The sequence below is a fragment of the Gluconacetobacter liquefaciens genome, from assembly GCF_003350405.1.
GTDB classification, from domain to species: domain Bacteria; phylum Pseudomonadota; class Alphaproteobacteria; order Acetobacterales; family Acetobacteraceae; genus Gluconacetobacter; species Gluconacetobacter liquefaciens.
In genome coordinates, this window is sequence record NZ_QQAW01000001.1 from 518642 (window position 1) to 543266 (window position 24625).

At 64.7% G+C, this 24625-nt stretch carries 18 protein-coding genes; 9 read left to right on the forward strand and 9 right to left on the reverse strand.

Going from position 1 to position 24625, the window contains the following annotated elements:
• Positions 1 to 208 precede the first annotated feature (208 nt).
• The 9 genes from zwf to C7453_RS02385 all read left to right on the forward strand — a co-directional run bounded on the left by zwf (position 209) and on the right by C7453_RS02385 (position 7846).
• On the forward strand, positions 209 to 1741 hold the full coding sequence (gene zwf, locus C7453_RS02345) for a glucose-6-phosphate dehydrogenase (protein WP_114725620.1): 1533 nt from the start codon (positions 209 to 211) through the stop codon (positions 1739 to 1741).
• On the forward strand, positions 1738 to 2580 hold the full coding sequence (locus C7453_RS02350) for a Cof-type HAD-IIB family hydrolase (RefSeq protein ID WP_114725622.1): 843 nt from the start codon (positions 1738 to 1740) through the stop codon (positions 2578 to 2580). Before zwf ends, C7453_RS02350 begins: the two co-directional genes overlap by 4 nt.
• Positions 2581 to 2714: 134 nt before the next feature.
• Positions 2715 to 3530, forward strand: a complete 816-nt coding sequence (locus C7453_RS02355) for a Cof-type HAD-IIB family hydrolase (protein WP_114725624.1) — start codon at positions 2715 to 2717, stop codon at positions 3528 to 3530.
• Positions 3530 to 4264: a 6-phosphogluconolactonase gene (gene pgl, locus C7453_RS02360; RefSeq protein WP_174787934.1), complete on the forward strand. Its 735-nt coding sequence runs from the start codon at positions 3530 to 3532 to the stop codon at positions 4262 to 4264. The genes C7453_RS02355 and pgl overlap by 1 nt, the downstream gene beginning before the upstream one ends.
• 91 nt (positions 4265 to 4355) lie before the next feature.
• Complete coding sequence (gene rpiA / locus C7453_RS02365) at positions 4356 to 5060, forward strand: ribose-5-phosphate isomerase RpiA (RefSeq protein ID WP_114725626.1); 705 nt, start codon at positions 4356 to 4358, stop codon at positions 5058 to 5060.
• Positions 5057 to 5635: a gluconokinase gene (locus C7453_RS02370; RefSeq protein WP_114725628.1), complete on the forward strand. Its 579-nt coding sequence runs from the start codon at positions 5057 to 5059 to the stop codon at positions 5633 to 5635. Before rpiA ends, C7453_RS02370 begins: the two co-directional genes overlap by 4 nt.
• Positions 5636 to 5777: 142 nt before the next feature.
• Positions 5778 to 6887: a pepsin/retropepsin-like aspartic protease family protein gene (locus C7453_RS02375; RefSeq protein WP_147280859.1), complete on the forward strand. Its 1110-nt coding sequence runs from the start codon at positions 5778 to 5780 to the stop codon at positions 6885 to 6887.
• Between the two features lie 62 nt (positions 6888 to 6949).
• On the forward strand, positions 6950 to 7138 hold the full coding sequence (locus C7453_RS02380) for a hypothetical protein (RefSeq protein ID WP_114725632.1): 189 nt from the start codon (positions 6950 to 6952) through the stop codon (positions 7136 to 7138).
• 75 nt (positions 7139 to 7213) lie between these two features.
• Positions 7214 to 7846: a YitT family protein gene (locus tag C7453_RS02385; RefSeq protein WP_245948714.1), complete on the forward strand. Its 633-nt coding sequence runs from the start codon at positions 7214 to 7216 to the stop codon at positions 7844 to 7846.
• Between the two features lie 321 nt (positions 7847 to 8167).
• Here the strand turns inward: C7453_RS02385 and C7453_RS02390 are convergent, their stop codons facing one another.
• The 9 genes from C7453_RS02390 to C7453_RS02430 form a co-directional block, all read right to left on the reverse strand.
• Complete coding sequence (locus C7453_RS02390; protein ID WP_114725634.1) at positions 8168 to 10957, reverse strand: bifunctional aconitate hydratase 2/2-methylisocitrate dehydratase; 2790 nt, start codon at positions 10955 to 10957, stop codon at positions 8168 to 8170.
• A 940-nt stretch (positions 10958 to 11897) separates the two neighbouring features.
• Positions 11898 to 14297, reverse strand: a complete 2400-nt coding sequence (locus C7453_RS02395; RefSeq protein WP_114725636.1) for a TonB-dependent receptor — start codon at positions 14295 to 14297, stop codon at positions 11898 to 11900.
• Between the two features lie 237 nt (positions 14298 to 14534).
• Positions 14535 to 15251 carry an MgtC/SapB family protein gene (locus C7453_RS02400; protein WP_114725638.1) on the reverse strand — a complete coding sequence of 239 codons (717 nt, stop codon included), beginning with the start codon at positions 15249 to 15251 and terminating at the stop codon, positions 14535 to 14537.
• Positions 15252 to 15309: 58 nt separating this feature from the next.
• The gene (locus C7453_RS02405; protein WP_114725640.1) at positions 15310 to 17976 is read right to left on the reverse strand and encodes a M16 family metallopeptidase; all 2667 of its coding nucleotides are present in this window, start codon (positions 17974 to 17976) and stop codon (positions 15310 to 15312) included.
• A gap of 212 nt (positions 17977 to 18188) precedes the next feature.
• On the reverse strand, positions 18189 to 19022 hold the full coding sequence (locus tag C7453_RS02410) for an NPP1 family protein (protein WP_170143081.1): 834 nt from the start codon (positions 19020 to 19022) through the stop codon (positions 18189 to 18191).
• A 411-nt stretch (positions 19023 to 19433) separates the two neighbouring features.
• Positions 19434 to 20180, reverse strand: a complete 747-nt coding sequence (locus C7453_RS02415; RefSeq protein WP_114725644.1) for a pirin family protein — start codon at positions 20178 to 20180, stop codon at positions 19434 to 19436.
• A gap of 17 nt (positions 20181 to 20197) precedes the next feature.
• The gene (locus C7453_RS02420; RefSeq protein ID WP_114726088.1) at positions 20198 to 21736 is read right to left on the reverse strand and encodes an efflux transporter outer membrane subunit; all 1539 of its coding nucleotides are present in this window, start codon (positions 21734 to 21736) and stop codon (positions 20198 to 20200) included.
• Positions 21737 to 21878: 142 nt separating this feature from the next.
• Positions 21879 to 22955, reverse strand: coding sequence for an HlyD family secretion protein (locus C7453_RS02425; RefSeq protein WP_114725646.1), 1077 nt, complete (start codon positions 22953 to 22955; stop codon positions 21879 to 21881).
• 19 nt (positions 22956 to 22974) lie between these two features.
• Positions 22975 to 24615 (reverse strand): MFS transporter, encoded by a 1641-nt coding sequence (locus C7453_RS02430; RefSeq protein WP_114726090.1) that lies wholly within the window; start codon positions 24613 to 24615, stop codon positions 22975 to 22977.
• Positions 24616 to 24625: the final 10 nt, after the last annotated feature.

Below are 24625 nucleotides of genomic sequence, written 5' to 3' on the forward strand. Positions count from 1 at the left end.
GTATCGAAAGCGTGATCGTGTCGCGGGCAGTCTTCGTTCTTTTTTGAAAAAAAGAACCAAAAAACTTTGATCCGGTCAGGAGTTTTGTGCTGGGGACACACGAGGTTCCTGAACGATTAAAAGTCTTTTTTCTTCTTTTTGTAAGACAAAAGAAGAATCCTTTGCCCGTCACGACGCCAGATGGAAACAGTACAGGGAAACGTCCGACATGGATGGAATCATCGCGTCCGCGTCCTCCGAGGTCGAAGGGAGCAGCCATCCGCCACGGCGTGCGCCATCGTGCGTCTTCGTCATTTTCGGCGGCGGCGGCGACCTGACGAAGCGGCTGCTGGTGCCCGCCATCTATAATCTGGCCTGCGCCGGCCTGCTGGACGACGATTTCTCGATCATCGCGGTCGACTGGGCCGACCTGTCCGACGACGTGCTGCGCGCGCAGTTCAACGAGGCATTGCAGGAATTCGTGGCCAGGCGCGGCACGGCCGCCACGGCCCTGCGCGAGGATATGTGGACCTGGCTCAGCCAGCGGATCACCTACCTGCGCGGCTCGTTCGAGGAAGCCTCGACCTATGCCACCCTGGCCGAACGGATCGGCTCGGGCAATGCGGTGTTCTACCTCGCGGTCGCCGCCCGCTTCTTCGGCTCCATCAGCGACCGTCTCGGCGAGTCCGGCCTGGTCACCGAAGCCAACAGCACTTTCCGCCGCGTGATCGTCGAAAAACCCTTCGGCCACGACCTGGCCTCGGCGAAGGAACTCAACCGCCGCCTGCTGGGCGTGCTGCGCGAACGGCAGATTTATCGGATCGACCATTACCTGGGCAAGGAAACGGTCCAGAACATCCTGGCCCTGCGCTTTTCCAACGGTTTCTTCGAGCCTTTGTGGAACCGGCAGAATATCGACCACGTCCAGATCACGGCGGCCGAGACCGTGGGCGTGGAACGGCGCGGCCGCTTCTACGAGAGCACGGGCGCCCTGCGCGACATGGTGCCCAACCACCTGATGCAGCTTCTGGCCATGACGGCGATGGAGGCCCCGGTCTCCTTCGATGCCGACGCGGTGCGCGACGAGAAATCCAAGGTGCTGAAGGCCGCCCATTGCGTGGGGTCCGACGACGTGGTGCGCGGCCAGTACGTCGCCGGCCTGCTGCATGGCGAGGACGTCCCCGCCTATCGCGACGAGCCCGACGTGGCGCGCGATTCCCAGACCGAAACCTATGTCGCGATGAAACTGGCGGTCGATAACTGGCGCTGGGCGGGGGTGCCGTTCTACCTGCGCACCGGCAAGCGCCTCGCCGAACGCCGGACCGAAATCGCAATCCATTTCCGCCACGCGCCCTACGCGCTGTTCCGCGACACGCCGGTCGAGCGCCTCACGCCCAACATCATGACCATGCACATCCAGCCCACCGAAGGCGTGACCTTGCAGTTCGGCGCCAAGGTCCCCGGCCCGACGGTGCGCCTGGGCGGGGTGCGGATGAAGTTCGACTATTCCGAATGGTTCAGCGACGGCCCCAGCACCGGCTATGAGACGCTGATCTATGACTGCCTGATCGGCGACGCCACCCTCTTCCAGCGCGCCGACAATATCGAGGCCGGATGGCAGGTCGTCCAGCCGGCGCTCGACTGGAGCGCCCGTCCCGGCGCCGACCCTCTCTGCGCCTATGCCGCCGGCTCGTCCGGCCCGGTCGAAGCCGACGCCCTCTTGGCCCGCGACGGCCGCCACTGGCTGGCGCTGGGCGCATGAGCGTGCCGCCAGCGCAAACCCGCTCCGGCCCCTCGGGGCGCGTGCGGATGGTCGTCTCCGACATCGACGGCACCTTGGTCACGCCCGAAAAGCGGCTGACCCACGGCGTGCTGGACGCGGCAAAGGCCCTGCGCGCGGCCGGCATCACGCTGTGCCTCGTCAGCAGCCGCGCCCCGCGCGGCATGGAAATGTTCCTCGGCCCGCTGGGCATCGACACCCCCTATGCGGGGCTGAATGGCGGTCTGGTGGCGCGGCCCGACGGCACCATCCTCTCCCGCCTGTCGCTGGCGCCCGAGACGACGCGCGAAGCGGTCGGCACGCTGCATGAGGATGATGTCAGCGCGTGGCTGTTCATCGGCCGTGACTGGCTGATCACCGATCCCCACGGCCCCTATGTGGCGCGCGAGCGCGAGACGGTGCAGACCGATCCGGTGGTGGTGCCCGATTTCACCGGCCATTATCATGATGTCGGCAAGATCATGGGCGCCTCGACCGATTTCCCCCGCCTGGCCCAGACCGAAGCCCGTCTGGCCACCCTGCTGGCCGGCCACGCCAGCGTCCACCGGTCGTCGGACTATTATCTCGATATCACCCACCCCCAGGCCAACAAGGGCTTTGCCGCGATGGAACTGGCCCGGCTGATGGGGGTCGATATCGGCGAGGTGGCGTGCATCGGCGACATGAACAACGACGTGCCGATGCTCGACGAAGCCGGCGTCGCCATCGCCATGGGCAATGCGCCGGATGCCGTGAAAACCCACGCCCATTTCGTCACCGCCGCCAACACGGCCGACGGCTGGGCAAAGGCGATGCAGGACTATGTTCTGCCGCGGGCGTGAAACGCGGGGCTTTGCCCCGCACCCCACCAAAGGCAGCCGCCTTTGGAAACCAGTCGAACGATCAGGGGTGAAGGGGACGACCGTCCCCTTCCGGGTTCGGGCAGAGCCCGATCTCAAGGACGGAGGATAAACGAATGGGCACGGATCAGATCCGGCTGGTGCTGGCCGATGTCGACGGAACCCTGGTCACGCGGGAGAAGATCCTGACCCCCCGCGCGATCCGCGCCGTGGAGCGCCTGCGCGAACGCGGCATCCTGTTCACCATCACCAGCGGCCGCCCGCCGCTGGGCATGAAGATGGTCATCGACCCGCTGCATATCGACCAGCCGATCGCCGGCTTCAACGGCGGCATGATCGTCCGGCCGGATTACACGGTGATCGAATCCCACACCCTCACGCCCGAAGTGGCGCGCCGCACGCTGGAGATCCTGCGCGACCACAAGGTCGATCCCTGGGTCTATAACGGCAATGACTGGATCGTCTCCAACGCCGACGCCCCGCATGTGGCGCGCGAGCAATGGACGGTGAAATTCCCGCCCAAGGTCGCGGCCGATGTGGGGGCCACGCTGGACCAGGTGGTCAAGATCACCGGCGTCTCCGACGATCTGGACCTGATGAAGCGGGTCGAGCACGATCTACAACAGGCGCTGGGCGACGCGGCTTCCGCCGCGCGGTCGCAGCCTTATTATGTCGATGTCACGCACCACGATGCCAACAAGGGCGGCGTGGTGGCGGCGCTGGAGTGGCTGCTGGGTATCCCGGCGGCGCAGATGGCCACATTGGGCGACCAGCCCAACGACGTGCTGATGTTCCGCCCCAGCGGCCTGTCCATCGCCATGGGGCAGGCGTCGGACGAGGTCAAGGCGCAGGCCACCCATGTCAGCACCTCCTCCGAGGAGGAAGGATTCGCGGTGGGGGTCGAGCGTTATATTCTGGGGGAGAGTGCCTGATGGGCCATGACGTAACGAGCGGCCGGCTGGTCGTGCTGGCCGATGGCGAGGCGATCGCCCGCCATATGGCCGAATGGCTGACCGAACTGGCGCTGGCCAAGACCGACGGCCCGTTCGTGGTCGCGCTGTCCGGCGGCTCCACGCCCAAGCGGCTTTACGAGATCCTGGGCTCGGCCGAGTACGCCACCCGTTTCCCATGGGCGCGCACCCACCTGTTCTTCGGCGATGAGCGGTTCGTGCCGCCGTCCGACCCGGCCAGCAATTACGCCATGACGCAGGCGGCCCTGCTGTCGCATGTCGCCATCCCCCCGGCGCAGGTGCACCCCATGCCCACCGACGGCGACCCGGTCCAGGCCGCCGCGCGTTACCAGGGGGAATTGCAGGCGCTCTATGGCGCTACGGAGTTGCAGCCCGGCCGGCCGCTGTTCGATGTCGTGCTACTGGGGCTGGGCGATAACGGCCACACCGCGTCGCTGTTTCCCCGCCAGCCGGTGTTGCAGGAGCGCAGGCTGTGGGTCTCCACCTGCGTGCCCGACGACGCGCCCCATACCCGCCTGACGCTGACCTACCCAGCGATTCATTCCAGCCGCCATGTGGTGTTCATGCTGGCCGGCGCGGCCAAGCGCGATGTCTTCGCCCGCGTCCGCGCAGGCGACCCGGTGGAACCCGCCAGCCACATCACCACCGAGGGTGGTCTTACCTGGCTGGTCGACAAGGCGGCTGCTGGCGTATGACGATCCCGGCACCCCCACGTTAACGGGGATGGTCGGGTAAAGAGGAAGAGGGCCGTCGGCACACCCCGGCAGGTCCCGGAAAGGGAACAGGATGAGCGGCCAGAATTCCGACCCGATGGTCGAACTGAAACGCAGGGCGGCCGAGGAAGCCGCCGCGATGGTGCAGGACGGCATGGCGGTGGGCCTGGGCACCGGCAGCACGGCGGCGCTGATGATCGACGCGCTGGGCCGGCGCTGGGCGGAGGGCCTGCGCTTCGTCGGCATCCCCACCTCCGAACGCTCGGCGGAACAGGCCCGCGCCCTGGGCATCACTCTGGTCGATTTCGGCAGCCACCCCCAGCTCGATCTCGCGATCGACGGTGCGGACGAGGTCGAGCGCGGCTCGCTGGACTTGATCAAGGGCCTGGGCGGCGCCCTGCTGCGCGAGAAGATCGTGGCGGCGGCGGCCCGGCGCTTCGTCGTCATCGTCGATGAGGGCAAGCTGGTCGATCACCTGGGCAGCCGCTCGCCGGTCCCCGTCGAGGTCACGCCCTTCGGCTGGGAAAGCACGGCCCGTCAGTTGGGCGAACTCGGCGCGCGGGTGGCCCTGCGCATCAAGCGCGATGGCGAACTGTTCGTCACTGACGGCGGCAACCTGATCCTGGACTGCACCTTCGGCCCCATCGCCCACCCCAGGGCGCTGGAGGCGTCGATCGGCCACATCGTCGGCGTCATCGAAAGCGGCCTGTTCGTCAGCCGCACCTCCGAAGTCATCGTGGCCGGCCGCGACGGCCTGACCCGCCTGGTGGCGGCATGAGCGCCCCGGAGCAGGAGCGGCACCCGCCGCTGCCGGTGGCGGAGGGCATTCCCCCTCATGTCATCGTGCTGATGGGCGTCTCGGGCAGCGGCAAGACCTCGGTGGCCGAAGGCCTGCACAACCTGCTGGGCTGGCCCTTTCAGGAGGGCGATCTCCTGCACCCCAAGGCCAATGTCGACAAGATGGCCGCCGGTATCCCGCTGACCGACGAGGACCGGCTGCCCTGGCTGGGGCTCTGCCACGCCTGGATCGCGGAGCGCCTGGCCGATGGCGGCGGCGGTATCCTCACTTGCTCGGCGCTGAAACGCTCCTATCGCGATATTCTGCGGGGTGAGTCGCGCCGGGTGACGTTCATCTACCTGGATGTGCCGAAGACGGTGCTGGAAACCCGGCTGGCCCGCCGCCAGGGCCATTACATGCCGCCCAGCCTGCTCCCCAGCCAGCTTGCGACCCTGGAAGTCCCGACGCCCGACGAGCATGCGCTGATCGTGGAATGCGAAGGTCCGCCCGCCGAGGTGATCGCGCGCGTCCTCAGCGAGATCCGCTATCATATCGGCCGTCTGGGTCAGGCATGAGAGGCAGTTCGCCGTGCGGCACGCGCCGCGCGGCAGGCCGACTGTGCAAACCGTCTCTGAGGCGCTGAAATCGTCGTTCCGACGGCTATCGGGAGGTCATGTCGGAATGATGAAGTCAGTGCCAGGAGCGTCGGCGCGGAACGTGGTGCGTTCCATTCTCATGCTGCTGCCGGCTGTCCCGCTGATGTTCCTGTCAGCGCCGATGGCCGCAGCACGCGGGCGGCACATTGCCCCGGTTGTCCCGCCACCGGCAGCACCGGTGGCGAGTGCGGCGGACGACACGCCGCCGGTCCCGCAGGCGGGTCCCTGTATCGCCCATGTCCTGTCCCTGCCGCTGCTGACGGGAGAGGGCAGTCCCGGCGTGGCGATCACATTCGATGCGGCCAAGGGCATGGCCTTTCTCGGCGTGTCGCAGGAGACGCTGGGCGTCTTCGAACGGCCGGGCCTCGAATACGACCACGGCCGGACGCTGCACATGCAAACGGTCACCGGCCCGGCCGAAACATTCGAGACCACCGTCGACCGGCTGGAACTCGGTCGCGGCACGGCCCGGCATGTCCCGGCCATCATTCTGGGCCGGATGGACGGCAAGGCGGCGGGCCTCCCGATCCTGGGCGTGGTGGGTTACGATATTCTGGGTAATTACGATGTCCTGATGGATTTCCCCCGCCACATCGTCACCCTGTTCAAGGAGACCGGCGCCGCCGCATGCCCGCCCCTGCCGGCGCTGGTCGGTGCGCACGCCTATTCCGCGCTGCTGATGCCCAATTCGCAGGGCATGGATATCACGGTGCAGGTTTCGCTCAATGGCGCGCTGGTGGGCATGGAGGTCGAACCCGGCTCCAACGCCTCGGTCCTGCGCACGGCCGATGCGGCCGATATCGGGGTCGGGAAGGCGGCCCTCGCGGCCGATCCGCGCTCGCGCACCGATGCCGGCAATGCCATCATCGGCCGCCGCCACCGCTTTGCCCCCGTCGCGATCGGCACCTGGCACGGGGCATCCCTGTCGGCCGATGTCACCAATGCGCAGTTCAACATACTGGGCATGGATTTCCTCCGGGGGCGCCGGGTACTGTTCGCCTTTCCCACCCGCATGTTCTATTTCTCCGACGTCCAGCCCGACGCGGCAGGCGCGGCTTCGGCCACCCTCAGCCTGGCACAGTCGCGCCTGGCCGATGTCGAAGTGCAGCAGGATGACGGCGGCACGCCCGCCGCACCCGCCCAAACGCCCGCTCCAGCCCCCGCGCCCTGACGGGCACGGAAACTTCACGGGCTCGCGACGTTGTATCCCTACGAAAAACAAGGGGATTATCCATGCGTCTGTTCGTCCACGCCGCCCTGGCCACCGCCCTGTGCTGCGTCGCCCTGACGGGGTGCAAGAAGAAGCCCGAGACCCTGGGCCAGAAGATCGACAATCTCGGCAACAAGGTGCAGGACACCGTCGACCCGCCGAAGGGACCGGCCGAAAAGCTGGGCCGCAAGATCGACCGCGCCACGGAGTAACCGTGGCGGGGCCACGCCCTTTACACGGCGCGGCGGCCTTTTTAGGAAGGGATTTCAATCCCTGATCCCAGACCCATGGCCGCCATGCCCAGCCCGTCTTCCGGCGAATCCGCCGCCCTTCGCCATACGCTGTTCGAAGACGCCTACGCGCTGGTCATCGGCTGTTCGCTGATCGTGCTCGGGCTGGCCTGCCTGCATCATGCCGGTCTGGTCACGGGCGGCGTGGCCGGCGTGGCGCTGCTGCTGTCCTACGTCCTGCCGCTGTCGGCGGGCACGCTGTTCACGCTGATCAACATTCCCTTCCTCATCTTCGCCAGCCGCACCATGGGCTGGGCGTTCACGATCAAGACCTTCCTCGTCAGCAGCAGCATCACCCTGTTCGCGCTGCTCTTCCCCCACATCATGACCTTGGGCTCCATCGCCCCCCTCTGGGGCGCCTTCTTCGGCGGCACCGTCATCGGCATGGGCATCCTCTCCCTCGCCCGCCACCAGGCCGGCGTCGGCGGTACCGGCGTGATCACGCTATGGCTCTACAAGAACCGGGGCTGGAACGTCGGCAAGGTCCAACTCGCCATCGACTGCTTCATCCTGGCCATGTCGACCCTCAAAATCGACCTCGCCCATGTCGGGCTGTCCGCCATCAGCGCCATCGCCATCAGCGGCGTGGTCGCCACCTTCCACCGGCCTGGGCGCTATACCGGCTATTGAAAGTATCGGGATCGTTTTATCCGGACAGGGCGTCCGCTTCCGTGATGCCGGCGCTCTGATCGGGTATCAGGGGGCGTGCAGCCTTTCCTGAGGCATCGACAATGGCGTGGAGTTTCCAGGTCGGTCGGCCACCGGACAGCTATCCGGCACCGTCCTGCCGGAATGGCCTGCGAGACGCGGGAGAAGATCCTGTATCCACTCCCGCTGGCCGCACGCGAGCCACGTAGACGTATTGATGTTTCCCCTGAAAAACAGGGAAAACATCACAAATCAAATGGGCGTTCTGGGCTCGAAAGCCCAGTCGTTGACTAACGACACGCCTTAGTAGTGGACGGACTGCGAGTCGATCGGCGTCGTCTTCGGCGGAGCGAACGTGGTCAGATCGATCCCTTCGACGGCCGCCTTGTATTCCTCATTGCTCGGCATGCGGCCAAGGATCGCCGACAGCACCACGACCGGGGTCGAGGCCAGAAGCGATTCACCCTTCTTCTCGCCGGAATCTTCCACGACACGTCCCTGGAACAGACGGGTCGACGTCGCCAGGACGGTATCGCCCTTTTCCGCCTTCTCCTGGTTGCCCATGCACAGGTTGCAGCCGGGGCGCTCCAGATAAAGGATGTTCTCGTATTCGGTCCGTGCCGTGGCCTTCGGCAGCAGGTCATTGAATTCGAAGCCCGAATAGCGTTCGAGGATTTCCCAGTCCCCCTCGCTCTTCAGTTCGTCAATGATGTTGTAGGTCGGCGCGGCGACAACCAGTGGCGCCTTGAACTCCACCTTTCCGGCCGCCTTCTCAAGGTTCTTGAGCATCTGGGCCACGATTTTCATATCGCCCTTGTGCACCATGCAGGAGCCCACGAAACCAAGGTCCACCTTCTTGGTGCCGCCGTAGTACGAAACCGGGCGGATCGTGTCGTGGGTATAGCGCTTGGACACGTCGGGATTGTTCACGTCGGGATCGGCGATCATCGGCTCGTCGATCTGATCGAGATCAACCACGACCTCGGCGAAATATTTCGCATTGTCATCGGGTGCCAGCGCGGGCTTCTCGCCCGAGCGGATCTCGGCGATGCGCTTGTCGGCTTTGGCGATCAGGCCCTTCAGCGTGCCCGCGGCATTTTCCATGCCCTTGTCGATCATGATCTGGATACGCGACTTGGCGATTTCCAGAGACTCGATCAGCGGCTCGTCCTGCGAGATGCAGATCGCCGCCTTGGCCTTCATCTCGGCCGTCCAGTCGGTGAAGGTGAAAGCCTGATCGGCAAGCAGCGTGCCGATATGCACTTCGATGACGCGGCCCTGGAAGACGTTGTCGCCGCACTGCTTGAGCATCTGCGCCTGGGTCGCGTGCACCACGTCACGGAAGTCCATGTGCGGCTGCATCGTGCCTTTGAACGTGACCTTGACCGATTGCGGGATCGGCATCGTCGCCTCGCCCGTGGCCAGCGCCAGCGCCACGGTGCCGGAGTCGGCGCCGAAGGCCACACCCTTGGACATGCGGGTATGGCTGTCACCACCGATGATGATCGCCCAATCATCCACGGTAATGTCGTTCAGCACCTTGTGGATCACGTCCGTCATCGCGTGATAGACGCCCTTGGGGTCACGCGCGGTGATCAGGCCGAAATCGTTCATGAATTTCATGAGCTTCGGGATATTCGCCTGGGCCTTCTTGTCCCAGACCGATGCCGTATGGCAGCCCGACTGGTATGCGCCGTCCACGAGCGGCGAGATGACGGTGGCCGCCATCGCCTCAAGCTCCTGCGCGGTCATCAGGCCGGTCGTGTCCTGGGAGCCGACGATATTCACCTTCACGCGGACATCCGACCCCGCATGCAGGACCTTGCCCGGCGTGACGCCGACGGCATTGCGGTTGAAGATCTTCTCGACCGCGGTCAGGCCCTGATCCTTGACCGTAATTTCCTTGTTCGGTGCGAAGACCGGGGTCGCCTCGATCCCCAGCGTCTGGGCCGCGAACGTCTGGAGCTTCTTGCCGAAGACGATGGCGTAGGAACTGCCCGCCTTCATGAACTCCATTTTCTGCGGCGTGAGCGCGGCGGCGATATCGACCAGTTCCTTGCCGTTCTCGTCGCGCAGCTGCCTGTTCTTCACATCGATCTTCAGGACGGTGCCGGTCTCGACCGAGTATTTCTGCTCAAGGATGGGGTTGCCATCGTTATTGAGGATCGGCTTGCCGTTGTCGTCGGTCTTCTTGACCCAGTCCTTCAGGTTCAGGCCGATGCCGCCGGTCACGTCAACGGTGGTCGCGAAGATCGGCGAGATCCCGTTGGTCCCCGCGACGATCGGGGCGAAGTTGACGAACGGAACGTACGGGCTGGCCTGCTTGCCGGTCCAGAGCGCCACATTGTTCACGCCGGACATACGCGACGAGCCGACGCCCATCGTGCCCTTTTCGGCGATCATCATCACCCGCTTGCCGGGGTGCTGCTTCTGGAGCGCGACGATTTCCTGCTGGGCTTCCGGCGAGATCATGCATTTGCCATGCAGTTCGCGGTCCGAGCGCGAATGCGCCTGGTTGCCCGGTGACAGAAGGTCGGTCGAGATGTCGCCTTCAGCCGCGATGAAGGTCACGACCTGGATCTCGTCCTCGACATCCGGAAGCTTGGTGAAGAATTCGGCTTTGGCGTAGCTCTCCAGCACGTCCTTCGCGATGGCGTTGCCTGCCTTGAAGGCATCGCGCAGTCGGAACATGTCGGCGTCGTAGAGGAACACCTGGGTCTTCAGCACCTCACCCGCCTGCTGGGCGAGCGTGCTGTCGTCGCCGAGGGCGATGTCGAGCAGCACCTTGATCGACGGGCCACCCTTCATGTGCGAAAGCAGTTCGAGGGCAAAGGCGGGCGTGATCTCAGGGACGACCGTTTCGCCCAGCACGATTTTCTTCAGGAAGGCCGCCTTGACGTCGGCCGCGCTCGTGGTGCCGGGCAGCGTGTTGTAGATGAAGAACTTGAGGGCATCGGCCCGCTGCTCGTTCCCGGCGTCCTCGATCAATGTAATAATGTCACGGACGAGCGCACCGTCGTCGATCGGCTTGGGAGCGAGCCCTTGATTTTCTCTGTCCTTGATTTCGGTCAGGTAATCTGAATAGGCGTTCATCGCAATCCCAACTTCATTGATGTGTATGGACCTGAAGCGCAGCCCTGCAAACCGGGTACGGCTAAGTCGGCTCAAGGTTCTTATGGCTTCCAGTTACGCCAACCCCTGCCGACTGACAAGATATGCCATTTCAACAGAAAGAGTCCCTGAATGCAGTCTTGATGGCGTAAAAGTGGCAATCCACATGTTTATTAGATTAGAATATGCAAATCGCCTATTCTACCTCACCAGTCTTTTCTGATCTGAGCGATTACGAAGCATTTGTCATTTCAATTTTTCGGCACTGACAATCTCTCGGCAAGACTCACAAAGAGGCTGAAAGCAGTCTGTCCGGTCAGTTCGATTTCTTTGGAACGTTTTTTTATTTGAATAGACAAAAAATGAAAAGAATATTTCCCATTTTATATTTTCCATTTGAGATGGAACGCTGATCTCAGCAAAATAAACCAGATCAATATTGTGCAAGAGAAAAATACCAAGATATTCCAGCAGGTAGGGCAAGCAGGCGCGATCCGTCGCCCTTTGTCGCGGAACCCTCGGCCTGGTTCCGACAGGCTGTAGCGATGACCGAGCGGAACGCGACGAAGGTTTGCGGGCGGCCCTATCCTTGGAGTCTATCCTGAAAGTCGCTGACGGTACGCAAAAACATAGCACCAGCCATGCGTCCGGCGATGGTATTCGCGCATCCGAGCGGCCGCCCGCCGCTGACGAGGCTTGCAAGGGTGTCTCGTCAGATCAGCCCGGCAGAGCCGGACATGTTCCGGGGGACCAGGGCCTGTTCAAATGCGTGCATTCAAACCAACAAACAGGCGGGTTTCCACCAAACCGGTTTTCGATCCTGACGAATGGGGGTGAAGGGGGCTCGGCCCCCTTCCGGGTGCAGGGCAGGGCCCTGCGCACCACGCCAAAAAGCCCGGCCCCATGGGAGCCGGGCAGGTCCTCAGAAAGCCGTCGAGACGGTCCCCGTCATGGTGAAGCGCGGTTCGACCATGAAGGAGTTGCCATAGCCCAGAGTGGGGGCAAAGCTGCTGCTGTAGACGTTGTGGCTGTTCAGGTCGCTGCCGCGGTAAACCACGCCCATCGGCCCGGTGCGGACGATCGACCCGGTCAGGTTGGTGAAGTTCAGGCGGAAGGTCGGCGACTTCGCGAACAGGAAGGCCGGGAAGTGATAGCCCAGCGACAGCGTGTTCGTCACGAAGCCGGGCATGCGCTGGTCGCCGGCGATGCTGACCGATTGCGGGCCGGTGTAATGCAGGCTGCCGTTGGCGAAGAAGCCCTTGTAGGTATAGGTCAGGCCGAAATTGGCCATGATGCGCGGCGCCATCACCGCCTGGGTGCCCTTGGAATGGATCAGCGTGTTGGTATAGGGGTCCATCACGTCGCTATCCTGCGTGGCATGCAGGTACTCGAACGACGCATAGGGGCTGAAACCGTGGATGGAGCGGCCCGAAATCATGGCGTCGAAGCCGCGCATCGTCTGGTTGCCGATCGACATGGGCGAGAAGCTGTTCATGCCGACATACTGGTTCACGATGCGGTTCGTGACGTTGTAGTTGAACAGCGACATATCGAAGATGATATATTTGTCGTGGTAGCGATATCCCAGTTCTTCCTTGATGGAATACTGGTTTTTCAGGAAATTCGGGCCAGATGCCAGCCAGCCCATATCCACCGCGCTCGGCTGGCGGTAATCGCCCTCGGCGTTGATGTAGATCTGGTGATGCTCGTTGAACGTATAGCCGATCGAGAGCTGCGGCAGCGGCTCGGTGCGGTTGTTGCTGCAATGCTGGAAGTCGCCGCTATTGTCGCAGACCGACCCCTTCACCTTGGTGCCGTCGATATTGGCGAAGCTGGATGTCCAGCTATTGATCATCGCGAACTTGAACCCGGCATGGATCACCAGCCGATCCTGCAGATATTTCGCGGTATCCTGAACGAACAGCGAATGGATCTCGTAACCGGCATTCTGGCCGAAGGTGAAGGCGCCGGTCTTGTACAGGTACCACGGGCTGGGCGGGCCACCATCGGCGCGCGTATCGCCGCTGGGGTAGGACTGATTGGTGTAGGTGTTTTCATACCAGTATCCGACCGAGAACATGTTGTGCGGGTCGATCTGGTAGTTCAGCTTCGCCACGGTGCCCACACCGCGGGTATCGTTCTGCAGGAAGAAGCCGGTCTGGTTCGGCCCGCTATAGGGCGTCCCGTCGGCGTTCGAGATGGGGTTGTTCGGCGACGCATCCCAGCCCTGACCGAAGGTGAAATAGGGTTGCAGGTCAAGGCTCAGCCGCGCGGGCAGCACGATATGCACCGGCGCGGTCAGGAAGACCTGGTTCCAGTGGTCCTTGCTGTTCAGCCAGTAATTGTCGTTCTTGGGGTCGGCCGACCGGCCCCAGCCCTGGCCGGTATGTTTGTAGCGATAGAACTGGTCCTCGGTCGGGTAATTGTCGATGGTGAAATTCTCGTTGCTCCACGACAGGAACAGCTTGGCAGTCGATCCGTTCTGCCAGTCCTTCTGCACGCCGAAATCCAGATGGTGGCGCTCGTTGATGCCCGCACCCATCCACGACCGGCTATGGGTGTTGGAGAACGAGAGGTAGCTGCGCACGCCGGTATTGCCGATCTCGCCGGATTCCAGGCGCAGGAACTCGCGCGACATGTTGTTGGTGCCGTAGGAGAAATCCATCAGGCCGCCGAACTTCTGCGCCGCCGTGTGGCTGCGCTCGTTCATCACGCCGCCGGCGGCCGACATCACGGGCAGGTCGGTGGCCGAACTGCCGGGGGTGACGTTGACTTCCTCCAGGTTTTCGGAATCGATGTTCTCGGCCATGTATTTGGCCGCCGCCGCCGGCGCGCCGTCCACCATCAGGCCCATGTCCAGGTCGGTCAGGCCGCGTACCTGGATCATGCCGCCCTGCATGCCGGCGGTATCGGGGGTCGAGACGCTCAGGCTGGGCAGGTTCTTGATCAGGTCCAGCGCCGTGCTGGTCGGCGCGCGCATGTCGATATATTCCTTGGCCACGGTCTGCACGGCATGCGGTGCCGTCTCCAGCCGCATCATGCCGCCGCCGCCGTTCAGCGCCTGCCGGGGCGAGGTCACCGAAATATCTTCCGACGCGGGCGCGCGCGGTGCGGCCGCGACCGGAACGGCACGGGCGGTTGCCCGCGGCGCGGCGGATGCGGACGGGCTGGCGACAGTCGGCTTGGCGGTCGGGGTCTGACTGTTCTGGCCGGTCGCCGCGCGCGCGCCCTGCGGCACGGCGGCGATACAGAATACGCCGGCCAGGCAGGTCATCGCCTGCAACCGGCCCCGCAATCCGGGCATGCGGGAGAGATACGTCATTCCACGATCCTTTTCAGTTCGTCCGTCGCGCGTCCGGTGCGTACCGGAAGCGGGTCGCGCCACCCATGATGCCGAGACGGGCGAGCCAGATAGCCCGTCTTGCTACGAAAAGCGAACGATCGCCGCCCGTAATTGGTTCGTGATCGAAATTACGGAGGCGTGACAGGCACCTCAAGGATAAAAGAAACATCAGTCTGTTGCCGTTTTGAGCACGCCCGCCGGGTGGCCCCAGCCCGGTCAGGCTTCGGGCGTCACCAGCCAGCTCGCATGCGCCACCGCATGCGCGGCGCTCAGATGCGCGATCACCCGTTGCAGTTCGGCCCGGTCCACGGCGGTGCTGGTCAGGGTGGCGGCAATCTCCACCTGGTCCGCGCCCCGTTCGGTCAGTTCGATATCGGCGACGGGAAAGCGGGCCTGTTCCAGATGCGCCACCAGCAGGTCGCGCAGCGTGTCGACATGCGCCCGGTCGGTCAGCAGGCTGACGGTATAGCTCGCCTCCACCCCGCGTCCCTGAAGCGGAATGCGGTCGATGGCATTCACCAGCGGCCGCAGCAGCGTGTTGCCGGCAATGACGAACACGGTCAGCAACCCGCCTTCGGCCAGCATGTCGCACCCGGTGCAGGCGCCCACGGCGGCCGAACACCATAGGGTGGCGGCGGTGTTCAGCCCCTGCACATTGGTGCCGTCTTTCATGATCACCCCGGCCCCCAGAAAGCCGATGCCCGACACGACGTAGGAAATCACCCGCACGGCCTCCACGTCGCCGGCGATCCGCTGGGCCAGGTCCACGAAGGCGGCCGCCCCCACCGCCACCAGCACATTGGTCCGCAGCCCCGCCGTGCGCTGGCGATACTGGCGTTCGGCACCGATCAGCGTGCCGAACAGAAAAGCCGAAAGATAGCTGACGATGGTGTCGAGGAAGGCCGGCCCATTGAAGGTCTGGATAAAATGCATCGTGTACGGGCTCCCTGGAGGCCGTTTCAGGAATGCCGGTTGGCGTCGACGGTTCCTATTACGGCGGCGCCGGTCCGTAAATGAACGTCGACAGATCCTTCGGGCGGAGGGTCCGGGCAAACAGGTCGCGCACCCGCTCCGGGGTCGCCGCCTGGACGGCCGCGATATTCCGGTCCGGCTGGTCCAGCGGCAGGCCACGGGTGGCAAGGCCGACATCACGCAGCGCGATCGCGTCGAGCGAGGCATCGGCAAACGGCATGGTGCGCAGATATCCGGCCCTGACCCGCCCCAGTTCGTCCACGCCGACCGGCCGGTGGCACATGTCGTCGAGAATGGAGAGGATCTCGGCCTTCACGCGCGGCACCTTCGCGGGGTCGGCGCCCAGGGCAATCGAGAACATGCCGCGTGTCCTGTCGGTCGAAACCGTGCTGCCGACGGTGTAGACATAGCCGGAGCTGCCCCGCAGCGCCTGGAACAGCCGCGACGAAAATCCCCGGCCCAGCACCGCGTTGCCCAGGTCGAACATCGTCGTCTCCGCCGTGCCCTGGCGCAGGGCAAGCGTCTGCATCAGGAAGACGCGATCCTGCGTTCGGCCTTCGCCGTCCATCTGGATGTTCGCCACCGGCGGGTCGGGGATGGGGCGCGCGGTCACGTCCGGCTTCGGCCCCTCGGCCGTCCAGTCGCCGAAGGCCGAGAGAACGGCCGCCCGCGCCGCCTGCGGTTCGATATCGCCGATGATTTCGATCACCGTCATGTCCGGACGATAGACGCGCCGGAAATAGGCCACGACATCGTTGCGCGTCAGGCGGCCGATCGTCTCCGGCGTCGCCTCGCGCAGTGTGGGGTCATCCTTCGGCACCAGGGCCGACCGGATCGCGCGGCTGAACGCATGGCCGGGCGTTTGCAGAAAGCCCCTCTGCGCCCGGACGAACTTGTCGCGCACGATCGCCAGATCGCCCTCGCGGAAGGCCGGATGCAGCTCGGTATCGGCCAGCAGGGCCAGAGTCGCGCCGAAATCGGCCGTCTGGGCCGCCAGCCCGAAGGAGGCGCCCAGATCGGCGCGGCTGCCCAGATCTTCCACGGCGGCCTCGGTCGCGATCCGGTCGCGCGTGGCGGTGCCGAATGGCAGCAGGCCGGCTGTCAGGCGGCCGACGCCTTCCTGCCCCGACGGCTCCTCCAGATCGGTATTCTCATGAATCCGGCCACGCAGCAGGATCGTATGCGTCTGGTGAACGGGGCGGACGATCAGCCGCAGCCCGTTGGGCAAGATCCAGTCGGCGGAAGGCGGCGCGAAATGCGGGGCCGGTGGCGCTGCCAGCACCGGCTGAGCCCACTCCGGCAGCGGCGCGTCAGGCACCGGCTTGTCGCCGAAGCTCTCGGCTCCGCCGAACCCGCTGTCATGCGCCGGCGCGATATGGTCGGTCGGCAGATCGACCTGGATCAGCGCCTGCTCCGGCATCAACTCGCGCTTCACCAGCGCGTCGACGGCGGCAGGTGTGACGGCGGCATACTGGCGCACCAGTGCGTCAGGGTCCGATACCGCGCGTTCGACCAGCGCCGTCAGCCAGGTCTGGGTCAGGCCGGGGATGCTGTTGCGGTCGAACGCCGCATTCTTCACCCGTGCGCGCTTCGCCGCCTCGACCTGTGCGGGCGGGACGCCATGCGCGCGAAAATCGGCCAGAACGGCTTGTAGGTCGGCCAGGTAGCGTGCCGGATCGCCACCGCGCGGAAAGCGGATGGTGGCGACGGCCTGCCCCCAATCATGCCGGCCACTGTATGAGAAGAAGGCGCCCAGCCCCCGTCCTTCGACCGACAGCCGCCCCAATGCGCCCCGTCGGTTATTGATGGCATCGGCCAGGATCAGGCGGGTTGCCGTGTCCGGGTCCCGCAGGCCGGGCACCCGCCAGCCGATCTGCACCGTGCCGACCCCGGAATCGGTCGAGGCACTCAGCGTGTGTGCGGCAAGCGGCGGTACCGCCGTCGCCTTGGCCGGTCGGGGCAGCGTGCGACGCGGGATATCGGCAAAATCGGCACGCACCATCGCCAGCGTGGCCTGCGGCACGACATCGCCGACAATCAGCAGCACCGCATTGTTCGGCGCATACCACGCGTCATGAAACTGCTTCAGCCGGTCAATATCGGTCGCGTCGAACGATTCCCGTGTCCCCACCCCGCGCCAGGCATAAGGTGTCCCGGCAAACAGCGCCGCATTGAACTGTTCCGCCGCCCGATAGCCTGGACTGGACCGATCGGCCGAAACCTCCTGCTCGATCGCACCGCGTTCCCGTGCCCACTGGTCGGGGGCGAGCGCGATCCCGCGCATCCGGTCGGCCTCCACACGCAGGATCACGCCCAGATCGGCGGGCGCGACGTTGAAGAGATACTGCGTGTAGTCGACCCCCGTCATGGCATTCGCCATGCCACCGGTCGCCTGGATAATGCGGTTGAGCTGGTTCGCATCCAGGTCTCGCGTGCCCCGGAACATCATATGTTCCACCGCATGCGCCGTACCGGGAAAATCGGCCGATGCCTGGGCCGATCCGGCCAGATAGACCAGCCGGGTCGCAACCATCGGCGTCAGCGCATCGCGCACGATCACCACCCGCAGCCCGTTGGGCAGCGTGTCGCGCAGCACGGCTGCTTCGTCCACCGGGGTTGCGGCATGGCCCACCCCCGATACGGCGCAGGCCAACAGCCCCGCGCCTATCCGCATGATCCACCGCATCAGACCCGACAGCGCTCCCCTGTTTCCGAACGCGCATCGTATGTCAGGTCGCACAGGGCCGGGAGGGGGCGCTGCGGCGATTACGCGTCTTTATGATGTGAAAACATACAGTTTCATGAAAACGTCATGCCATCACTCAGGCAACAGCGGGGAGGGCCGGGAAAAGCCCTCCCCATGGCGGAATCGTCAGTGCTTCGGATCAAGCTATATAATTATTGGAACGTAATGTTTTTCCATTCTCCCGGTTTATGATCGTTCAGGAACTTGGGATCATTGACCCTGGGGACGGTCTCGCCCCAATTGGCTCTATCGTCTATGATGGATTTGAACTGGTCGCTCGCCTGTCTGTAGTCCACAAGCTGGGCATCCGAGGACGCAAACCAGCTTTTGTCAGGCGTCGGGTCCGGATTGTCCACGACGTGATTTTTATCTGCCGACGCGAAATCCAGATAATGTGTCGTCTTCTTGATGATATATTTTACGCCGAACGCGTTCGGATCATTCTTGAGATGCGCCGCGTCCTCTGCCTTTTTCGTATTGAGCCCCTTGTGCTCGGTGGTCGAGACATATTCGGGCTGGTCGTTATGAAGCCAGACGACGGCATGTTCCCATTCATGCCTGTGACCGATATGGAGCATTGCGGTGGCCTGATCCTTCACCGCATAGAGGCCAAATATCCGTGCCTTGTAAGAAGGATCGCTTTTCGAGACGATTTCATTGTAGACAATATATGCCTTGTTCAACTGATTGGCATAACTGCAATGCCCGTTTTTGGCTCCGCCCAGGGCAATGCCGGGGTTGGGCTTTACGGCCTTATCGTCCCCGTCATACCAGACAGGCGCCGATGCCAGGCACCCATCGGTCCCGAAGGCAAAGACGATCCGGCCCGATTCCAGCCCCTTGGGTGGCGCTGGTTTATGGGTATCGTCAATCGTCAGGCAGGCCGCTTCGTCGGCAGGGCACCGATGCTTGGACCAATCTGCCGCAAAGCCTGCTGCGGGCGTGAGGATCGATACTGTCAGTAACCAGACGGGGAAGGTCTTCATGGGTATCCATTGTCCTTGCATTACAGATGGATCATGACGGTGTCGGCCAGAACCATTCGGTATCGGATTGAAAAATGATCGAAAAAATAATGATCAATGCGTATTTTGAAGGATACGTATAAGCAGATATCGTCTGCTTCTATTTTTCTTCGGCGCCGAATGCCGGTCACTTTACGGCTCGGTCGCAATGAGGCAAGGCCTGCCGGCCGATGTCACCAGAAATGATACACGCATAAGCGCCGGACAGCCCGCCGGGACCATGGCCGCGCCACGCAGCGTGATCCGTCGTGTCGGGAGGTCGGCCATGAATATGGCAGCCGGACGGCACATGCGCCTCGGCGCGGCACAATGCCCAAACGGCTGATCACATGTCGCGCAGGCTGTAGAATCGAAAAACCGTCATGCAGGCAATCAAAGTTCGCTATCCCGCGCCGCCGTGTCCGCAAGCAGGATCACCGCATCCTCACTCGCCATGACGACGAATTGCGGCTCGCCATCGATGCGCGCGCCATCGCCGGGGCCAAGACCGGCATTCTCCAAGGTCACGACGCCCCGCACCACGACCAGATAAAGCGCCCGCCCGGGCGTCGTCTGGTAGCACGCGCCTTCTCCCTCCGGGATGGCCGCATGCAGCAGGCGGGCGCGGGTCCGCAGCACCATCGGCGCACCATCGGTCACGGTGCCGGCCTCCTCGGGGTCATCCTCGGGAAAGCCGGAAGCGAGAATGCGGAATCCCCCATCCTCCAGCCCCGCAAAAGCCGGCCGCGCCTCCTGCACCGGCGTGCCGCCCTCATCGTCGGGCAGAAACCACATTTGCAGGAACGACGCCCCGGCCGCCCCCGCCCGCCAGCCCATCGACAGGCACCCGGCACCGGTCGAAAGCAGATGCAGCCCGCCGCTGCCGATGCTCGCATCGGGGAACAGGTCGCTTCGCGCCGTCAGCGTGCCGTCCACCACCCAGGTGGCGATATCGACATTCCGCTCCGGCCCCAGCAAATACTCTGCATTGGCCGCCAGATGCCCGGCATTGACCACACGCAGGCGCCCGTCATGCACATGCTGCGGGTCCTGAAACGCCCCGAAGGCAAAATGACAATGCAGCAGCGCATCGCCCTGCCGCACCTGGCCCAGACTGCTCGCACGCCGGATCGTGATCATCGGGTCCTGTATCCTTGTCAGCCGTGCGAAACCGGGGTGGCGTCAGGATAGGTGCCCTCCCACCCGCCGCCAAGCGCACGGTAAAGCTGCGTCACCGCGCGCGAAATCTCGGTCGTCGCATCCACGAAGCGCGCCTGCGAGGCCAGAAGCTGGTTCTGCACCGTCAGCACGGTCAGGAAGTCCGAGGCCCCCGCCTTGTATTGCATCCGCGCGGTCTCGACGGCGATCTCGTTTTCCCGCACCGCCTCGCGCAGCCGGTCGCGTTCCGATTGCGCGGTCGCCAGGTCGGCCATCGCGTCATCCACTTCCTGCCATGCCTTCAGCACGGTCCGCCGCAGCATGATCGCGGCCTCCTTCTGCTGCGCCTTGCGCAGACGAAGCTGCCCCGTCAGCCGCCCACCCTCGAACAGCGGCAGCGTCGCCGTCGGCCCGAACCCGTACTGGCGCGAGGCCCACGATCCCAGCCCGCTGAATTGCAACGCCTGGATATCGAGGCTCCCGGACAGCGTGATGCGCGGGAAGAAATCCGCCACCGCCACGCCGACACTGGCAGTTGCGACATGCAGCCGCTCTTCCGCCATGCGGATATCCGGCCGCCGCTCGGCCAGTTGCGACGGCAGCCCGACGGGCAGGTCGGCCGGCACCGGCGGAATCGGCGCCGGCTTGCCAAGCTGGGCATTCAGCGCCCCAGGCTCCCGGGCCACCAGAAAACTCAACGCATTGAGCAGATGCACCTGCTGGCGCTCCAGCGGCGACCGCTGGGCCTCGAAACCCCGCAATTGCCCCGTCGAATCCGCCACATCCAGCCGCGTGGCGGCCCCCCGGTCGAAGCGCATCGTCGTCAGCCGCACGCTGTCGCGCGCAATGGCGATGTTGTGGTCCAGAATCGCCAGCCGCGCCTGCACGCCCCGCAGGTCGATATAATCCTGCGCGGTCTCGGCCATCAGCGACACCAGCACGTCGCGGCGCATATCCTCGCTGGCGCGCATGGCGGCCGTGGCCGCCTCGACCTGCCGGCGCACATGCCCCCACAGATCGACTTCCCACGAGGCATTCATGCCGTATTGCGGCAGGTTGAACGACGGATTGCCCACACTGCCCGGCAGCGCGGTTGGCCCGAACCCCTGCGTGCCGCTGGCCACGGTGCCGGCCTGCTCGCGCTCCATGGTGCCCAGCAAGCCGAGAATGCCGTTGGTGCTGGCCCGCTCCCGCGCATAGGACGCATTGGCCTCGGCATGCGGAAACTGCGCCGCGCTGGCAATCCGCCGCTCGGCCGCACTCTCCATCAGCCGCAGCGACGCCGCCTGAAGGTCGAGGTTCTCCGCCGCCACATCCTGTTCCAGCGCGGTCAGCACCGGGTCGTTGAACTGCCGCCACCATTGCGGGTCGGTCGAAGCCATCACCGGATGGCTGGCCGCCGGCGCGACGCTCTGATGCCACGCACTCGGGCCCGGCACCGCCGGCTTGTGATAGTCGGGTCCGACCGTGCAGGCGGTCAGTGCCGCAAGGCCAAGAATGACGGCCCAGGGCCGGAGGCCGGGCCGTCCGGTGCACATCATGGAAGAACCTGTCTGGACATGTGGACTGGTCAGCGAGAGCAGCCCAGGGGGCCGTGCCCGCCACGGACTTTCGCGCACCGAAGCGGAGCGGAGAAAACGCGCGTCCGATCGCCGCCGGCGCGCGTTCCCAGACAGGGCCTTAACGCCAGACATAGCGTGCGTCATGGGCATGCGGGCCTGCGGGTTGAGAGGCGGTGTCGATGCTGACTTCCACCGACATGCCGACACGCACCCTGGCCGCCAGCGGCTGGCCGGGGTCGAATGTCAGCTTCACCGGCACGCGCTGCACGACCTTGGTGAAATTGCCGGTGGCGTTATCCGGCTGGATCGGCGCAAACGCCACGCCGGTCGCCGGTGCCAGCGAGTCCACATGCGCCTTCAGCGGCTGGCCGGGGAAGGTATCGACCCAGACGGTCGCACTCTGCCCCGTCTGCACATGCGTCAACTGGGTTTCCTGGTAATTCGCCAGCACATAGGCCGCCTGCGTCGGCACCACGGCCAGGACGGCGGTGCCCGGATGCACATAGGCGCCCACGCGTACCCCGCGCTCGCCGACAACGCCGCTCACCGGGGCCGGAATGGTGCAGTAAGACAGGTTCAGTTCCGCCTGCCGCGCGTCACCCTGCGCCTGCAACAGTTCGCCCTGCGCCCGCGCAAGCTGCGCCTTCAGCACATCGACCTGCCGCACGGCGCTGTCGGTCGCGGCCTCGTCGCGCGCCATGGCTGCCTCGGTCTCCTTCTCGCGGGCCTCGGTGGCCTGCTTCTGCTCCACCGTGCCCGCCCCGCCCGACGACAGGTCGCGATAACGCGCCATGTTCTGCCGCGCGAATTGCAGCGTCGCCTGGTCGGCCCGTACCGCCGCCTTCGTCCCGGCAATCACCGAATCCTGCCGTGCCAGTTCGGCCTCCAGGTTCGCCACCGTGCCCTGCGCGGCCTGCAACCGGCCACGGGCCACATCCAGCGCGGCGCGGTAATCGTCATCCTCGATATGCGCCAGTTCCTCGCCCGCGCGCACCGCCTCGTTATCCTCGGCGAGCACGCGGTCGATCCGGCCGGCAACCTTGGGGGCCACGGCGGTGAAATCGGCGGTCACATAGGCATCGTTGGTATATTGGTCGACACCGTTGCCCATCACCAGCCGGCTGCCGCCCCAGGCGGCAAGCGCGAGCACGATGGCGGTACTGCCGGCATATAGCAGGGGTTTTCTGTAAATCATGCGATAGGGTCCGCGAGGTTCAGTGGGCGGGAGCCGTCGCCGACGGCGGGCGAGGCGGATAGACGCGACGGGGCAGGACGACGTTCAGAACGGCATAGAACAGGCAGACCCAGATCAGGATGAAATAGATATCCGCCAGCCCGAGCACGAGCGCCTGCTCGTGAATAAAGGTGTGAAAGACCTCCAGCGCATTGCGCGCGACATGCCCGGCATCGGGCGAGGTCCCCGCAAGCTGCTGGCCGATCGGCTCGCCCAGCCCTTGCAGCGCCAGCCCGTGCGTGCCGTGGTGGTCGAGCAGCATGGTGGAGTGATACTGTTCCCGCCGCCGCGTCAGCGCGGCGAACAGTGCGAAGGCCACGGCATTGGCCAGCCCCTTGAGCATGTTGACCATGCCCGAGATGAACGGCCCATCCGCCGGCCCCAGCGCCAGCGTCGCCAGCATCAGGGTCGGGATCACCGTCATCGGCTGGCCGAAGACCTGCAGGATCTGGATGATGTAGAAATTGTCCCGCACCCAGTCGGGCGTCAACCAGGTGCCGCACCATGCCGCCGCCGCCAGGCACAGCATGCCGCCGGCCAGCACATAGCGGCAATCGACGCGCCGGCTGTTGCAGATGGCGGCAATCAGCGGAAGCATGACCAGTTGCGGCAACGCCACCACCAGCGAGACCGGCACCATCTGGATCGGCCGATAGCCGCGCACCTCGGCCAGGTAGGTGGCCGGCAGTTCCGCCATCAGGCTGCATATCGCCAGAATCCCCACCAGCGACAGCAGCGAGGCCTGGATATTGCGCGACAGCCAGTAATGGATTTTGAAATACGGGCTGGGATGGAAGGATTCGTTGATCAGGAACACGACGAACGCCGCCCCGCCCCAGATGGCCAGGTTCGTGATGACGGGCGAGCGGAACCAGTCCAGCCGGTCGCCCTGATACAGCACGATCACGAGCGAGCAGATGGCGGGCAGCCCGACCAGCAGCCCGAGCCAGTTGAATTTCGCGAACCGCTCCAGATGCATCGGGTCGCGCGGCAACCCGTAGGCCAGCATGCCGATCGCCAGCGCCGCCATGGGAATGATCTCCCAATACAGCCAGTGCCAGCCGACATGTTCGAACCAGAAAGCTTCCAGCGGCAGGCCCAGATTGGGGCCGAAGGTCGCACTCATGGCATAGCCACCGATGCCGAAAACACGAATTTCCGCCGGCAGATATTTCAGCATCACGGTCATCAGCACCGGCGGCAGGCACCCACCCGCCAGCCCCTGGAAGGCCCGCAGCACGCATAGCGCGGTCATGTCGGGCATGAAGGGGGCCGGAATCGCCAGCAGCGCCATCACCGCCGTGATGAAGATCGAAAAGCGATAGATCGAGAACGTCATGTAAAACCACGGCGTGAACGCCATGGATGCGATGTTGAACGCCTCGTAGATGGTGGTCAGCCAAGTCCCCTCGTCGTGGCCCAGATGCATGGCCCCGCGAATGTCCGACAGGCCGATTTCCGTCACGTGCTCATTGAAGCCCGCCACATGCACGGCCAGCAGCATCCCCAGACAGCCGATGATCGTCCGCAGCCCGAAGGGCGGGATATAGGACGGCAGTGGCGGCGCGGCATGGATCACCGGCGCCGCGGACGCGGGCGAGGGGGCTGCCGGCGCAGCCATGGCCGGCCCG

Excerpts from the sequence above, each read along its gene's own strand:
- C7453_RS02380 (WP_114725632.1), top strand. The coding sequence starts at position 6,950 with ATGCGTCTGTTCGTCCACGCCGCCCTGGCCACCGCCCTGTGCTGCGTC.
- C7453_RS02400 (WP_114725638.1), bottom strand. The coding sequence starts at position 15,251 with ATGCATTTTATCCAGACCTTCAATGGGCCGGCCTTCCTCGACACCATC.
- C7453_RS02395 (WP_114725636.1), bottom strand. The coding sequence starts at position 14,297 with ATGACGTATCTCTCCCGCATGCCCGGATTGCGGGGCCGGTTGCAGGCG.
- C7453_RS02420 (WP_114726088.1), bottom strand. The coding sequence starts at position 21,736 with ATGTGCACCGGACGGCCCGGCCTCCGGCCCTGGGCCGTCATTCTTGGC.
- C7453_RS02425 (WP_114725646.1), bottom strand. The coding sequence starts at position 22,955 with ATGATTTACAGAAAACCCCTGCTATATGCCGGCAGTACCGCCATCGTG.
- C7453_RS02430 (WP_114726090.1), bottom strand. The coding sequence starts at position 24,615 with ATGGCTGCGCCGGCAGCCCCCTCGCCCGCGTCCGCGGCGCCGGTGATC.
- rpiA (WP_114725626.1), top strand. The coding sequence starts at position 4,356 with ATGAGCGGCCAGAATTCCGACCCGATGGTCGAACTGAAACGCAGGGCG.
- C7453_RS02370 (WP_114725628.1), top strand. The coding sequence starts at position 5,057 with ATGAGCGCCCCGGAGCAGGAGCGGCACCCGCCGCTGCCGGTGGCGGAG.
- C7453_RS02405 (WP_114725640.1), bottom strand. The coding sequence starts at position 17,976 with ATGCGGTGGATCATGCGGATAGGCGCGGGGCTGTTGGCCTGCGCCGTA.
- C7453_RS02385 (WP_245948714.1), top strand. The coding sequence starts at position 7,214 with ATGGCCGCCATGCCCAGCCCGTCTTCCGGCGAATCCGCCGCCCTTCGC.
- C7453_RS02415 (WP_114725644.1), bottom strand. The coding sequence starts at position 20,180 with ATGATCACGATCCGGCGTGCGAGCAGTCTGGGCCAGGTGCGGCAGGGC.
- zwf (WP_114725620.1), top strand. The coding sequence starts at position 209 with ATGGATGGAATCATCGCGTCCGCGTCCTCCGAGGTCGAAGGGAGCAGC.
- pgl (WP_174787934.1), top strand. The coding sequence starts at position 3,530 with ATGGGCCATGACGTAACGAGCGGCCGGCTGGTCGTGCTGGCCGATGGC.
- C7453_RS02355 (WP_114725624.1), top strand. The coding sequence starts at position 2,715 with ATGGGCACGGATCAGATCCGGCTGGTGCTGGCCGATGTCGACGGAACC.
- C7453_RS02410 (WP_170143081.1), bottom strand. The coding sequence starts at position 19,022 with ATGAAGACCTTCCCCGTCTGGTTACTGACAGTATCGATCCTCACGCCC.
- C7453_RS02390 (WP_114725634.1), bottom strand. The coding sequence starts at position 10,957 with ATGAACGCCTATTCAGATTACCTGACCGAAATCAAGGACAGAGAAAAT.
- C7453_RS02350 (WP_114725622.1), top strand. The coding sequence starts at position 1,738 with ATGAGCGTGCCGCCAGCGCAAACCCGCTCCGGCCCCTCGGGGCGCGTG.